Here is a 2,889-nt window from a genome sequence, read left to right on the forward strand (position 1 = left end):
CTGAGGGTGCGCCGGCCGACGGATGCGGAGCTGAAGAGCTACAAGAGCGGCGCGGCGGTCATCGCCATCATGGATCCCTACGGCAACGACGCCGCCGTCGCGGCGCTGGCCAAGGCCGGGGTGACGGCGTTCTCGATGGAATTCATGCCGCGCATCACGCGCGCTCAGTCGATGGACGTCCTGTCCTCGCAGGCCAACCTTGCCGGCTATCAGGCGGTGATCGACGCGGCGGCCGAATACGATCGCGCGCTGCCGATGATGATGACGGCGGCGGGCACGGTGCCGGCGGCGAAAGTGTTCATCATGGGCGTCGGCGTCGCCGGCCTGCAGGCGATCGCCACCGCGCGCCGGCTGGGCGCGGTGGTCACGGCGACCGACGTTCGCCCCGCCGCCAAGGAACAGGTCGCCTCGCTGGGCGCGAAGTTCCTCGCCGTCGAGGACGAAGAGTTCAAGGCGGCCGAGACATCAGGCGGCTACGCCAAGGAAATGTCCAAGGAGTATCAGGCCAAGCAGGCGGCGCTGACCGCCGAGCACATCGCCAAGCAGGACATCGTCATCACCACGGCGCTGATCCCCGGCCGCCCGGCGCCGAGGCTGGTCTCGGCTGACATGGTCGCCTCGATGAAGCCCGGTTCGGTGATCGTCGATCTAGCGGTGGAGCGCGGCGGCAATGTCGAGGGCGCCGCGGCGGGCAAGATCGTGACGACGGCCAACGGCGTCAAGATCGTCGGCCATCTCAACGTGCCGGGCCGCGTCGCGGCCTCCGCTTCGCTGCTCTACGCCAGGAACCTTTTTGCTTTCCTCGAGACGCTGGTCGACAAGGCGACGAAGACGCTTGCCATCAAGCGCGACGACGAACTGGTCAAGGCGACCATGCTGACCGACGGCGGCAAGATCGTCCATCCGGCCTTCGCCAAGGCCGACCAGCAGCCGCCAAAGGGCCAGTATATCGAACCGCCCGCGATCCCGGCCAGCACAATGGTCGCCGATGCTTCGCCCGCGCCCAAAAAGCCCAGGAAGACCGCCGCATCCAAATCCTCGCCCAAGTCGAAAGGCACAGCGTGATGGATCAGACCTTGCAGAAAGCCCTCGACCAGCTCGACCAGGCAAGTGCTGCCGTCCGGCTTGCGGTGCAGAACCTGGCGAATGCTCCCGGCGGCGCCGAGGCGGCCGGTGACGCCGCGCACGCGCTGTCGGGCGGCGCCATCGACCCCTTCGTCTTCCGCCTGGCCATCTTCGTGCTGGCGATCTTCGTCGGCTATTACGTCGTCTGGTCGGTGACCCCTGCGCTGCACACGCCGCTGATGGCCGTCACCAACGCCATCTCCTCGGTCATCGTCGTCGGCGCGCTGCTTGCCGTCGGCATTGCCGCCTCGGGCGTCGCCGCCGGCTTCGGCTTCGTCGCGCTGATGCTGGTGTCGGTCAACATCTTCGGCGGCTTCCTCGTCACCCAGCGCATGCTGGCCATGTACAAGAAGAAGGACAAGTGACGTGACCGTCAATCTGGCTTCCTTCCTCTATCTGGTTTCCGGCATTCTCTTCATCCTGGCGCTGCGCGGCCTGTCGCATCCGACAACCAGCCGGCAGGGCAATCTCTACGGCATGATCGGCATGGCCATCGCCATCGCCACCACGCTGGCGCTGGCAACCCCGTCGGCCGGACGCTTCGGCCTGATCGTGCTCGGCCTTGCCATTGGCGGCGGCGTCGGCGCCGTCACGGCCAGGCGCATCGCCATGACCTCGATGCCGCAACTGGTCGCCGCCTTCCACTCGCTGGTCGGCCTTGCCGCCGTCATGGTGGCGGCCGCCGCCATCTATGCGCCGGAAAGCTTCGGCATCGGCACGGCGGGCGACATCCACGCCCAGGCGCTGGTCGAAATGAGCCTGGGTGTGGCCATCGGCGCCATCACCTTCACCGGCTCGGTCATCGCCTTCCTGAAGCTTGACGGGCGCATGTCCGGCAAGCCGATCATGATCGGCGGCCGCCATGTCATCAACATCGCGCTTGGCATCGCCTTGGTCGTGCTGATCGTGCTTCTGGTCTCCACCGAATCCAAGCTCGTCTTCTGGCTCATCGTTGCCGCATCGCTGGTGCTGGGCGTGCTGCTCATCATCCCCATCGGCGGCGCCGACATGCCGGTCGTGGTGTCGATGCTGAATTCCTATTCCGGCTGGGCGGCGGCCGCGCTCGGCTTCACGCTCGGCAATCTGGCGCTGATCATCACCGGCGCGCTGGTCGGCTCGTCGGGCGCCATCCTGTCCTACATCATGTGCAAGGGCATGAACCGCTCCTTCATCTCCGTCATCCTCGGCGGCTTCGGTGGTGAGACGGCGGCTCAAGCCGATGATGGCATCGAGCGCACGGTCAAGCAGGGCTCGGCCGACGATGCCGCCTATCTGATGATGAACGCGCAGAAGGTCATCATCGTGCCGGGCTACGGCATGGCCGTCGCGCAGGCGCAGCATGCGCTGCGCGAGATGGCCGACAAGCTCAAGGCCAACGGCGTCGACGTCAAATACGCCATTCACCCCGTGGCCGGGCGCATGCCGGGCCATATGAACGTGCTCTTGGCCGAAGCCAACGTGCCCTACGACGAAGTGTTCGAATTGGAGGATATCAACTCCGAGTTCGCGCAGGCCGACGTCGCCTATGTCATCGGCGCCAACGACGTCACCAACCCGTCCGCGCGCGACGACAAGAGCTCACCGATCTACGGTATGCCGATCCTCGACGTCGACAAGGCGCGCACCTGCCTGTTCGTCAAGCGCTCGCTCGGCTCCGGCTATGCCGGCATCGACAACACGCTGTTCTACAAGGACGGCACCATGATGCTGCTCGGCGACGCCAAGAAGATGACCGAGGAAATCGTCAAGGCCATGGATCACTGA

3 protein-coding genes are annotated in these 2,889 nt (G+C 65.9%); all 3 read left to right on the forward strand.

Annotated elements, in window-relative coordinates:
• On the forward strand, nt 1-1,065 hold a 1,065-nt coding region (locus LB551_RS29820), incomplete at its 5' end, for an NAD(P) transhydrogenase subunit alpha (RefSeq protein WP_224661392.1).
• Nucleotides 1,065-1,490 (forward strand): NAD(P) transhydrogenase subunit alpha, encoded by a 426-nt coding sequence (locus tag LB551_RS29825; protein WP_140512858.1) that lies wholly within the window; start codon nt 1,065-1,067, stop codon nt 1,488-1,490. The genes LB551_RS29820 and LB551_RS29825, both read left to right, overlap by 1 nt.
• A gap of 1 nt (nt 1,491) precedes the next feature.
• A complete protein-coding gene (locus LB551_RS29830; protein ID WP_140550320.1) occupies nt 1,492-2,889 on the forward strand; it encodes an NAD(P)(+) transhydrogenase (Re/Si-specific) subunit beta in 1,398 nt (465 codons plus the stop codon).

The sequence above is a fragment of the Mesorhizobium sp. BR1-1-2 genome (genome assembly GCF_020165435.1).
GTDB lineage: Bacteria > Pseudomonadota > Alphaproteobacteria > Rhizobiales > Rhizobiaceae > Mesorhizobium.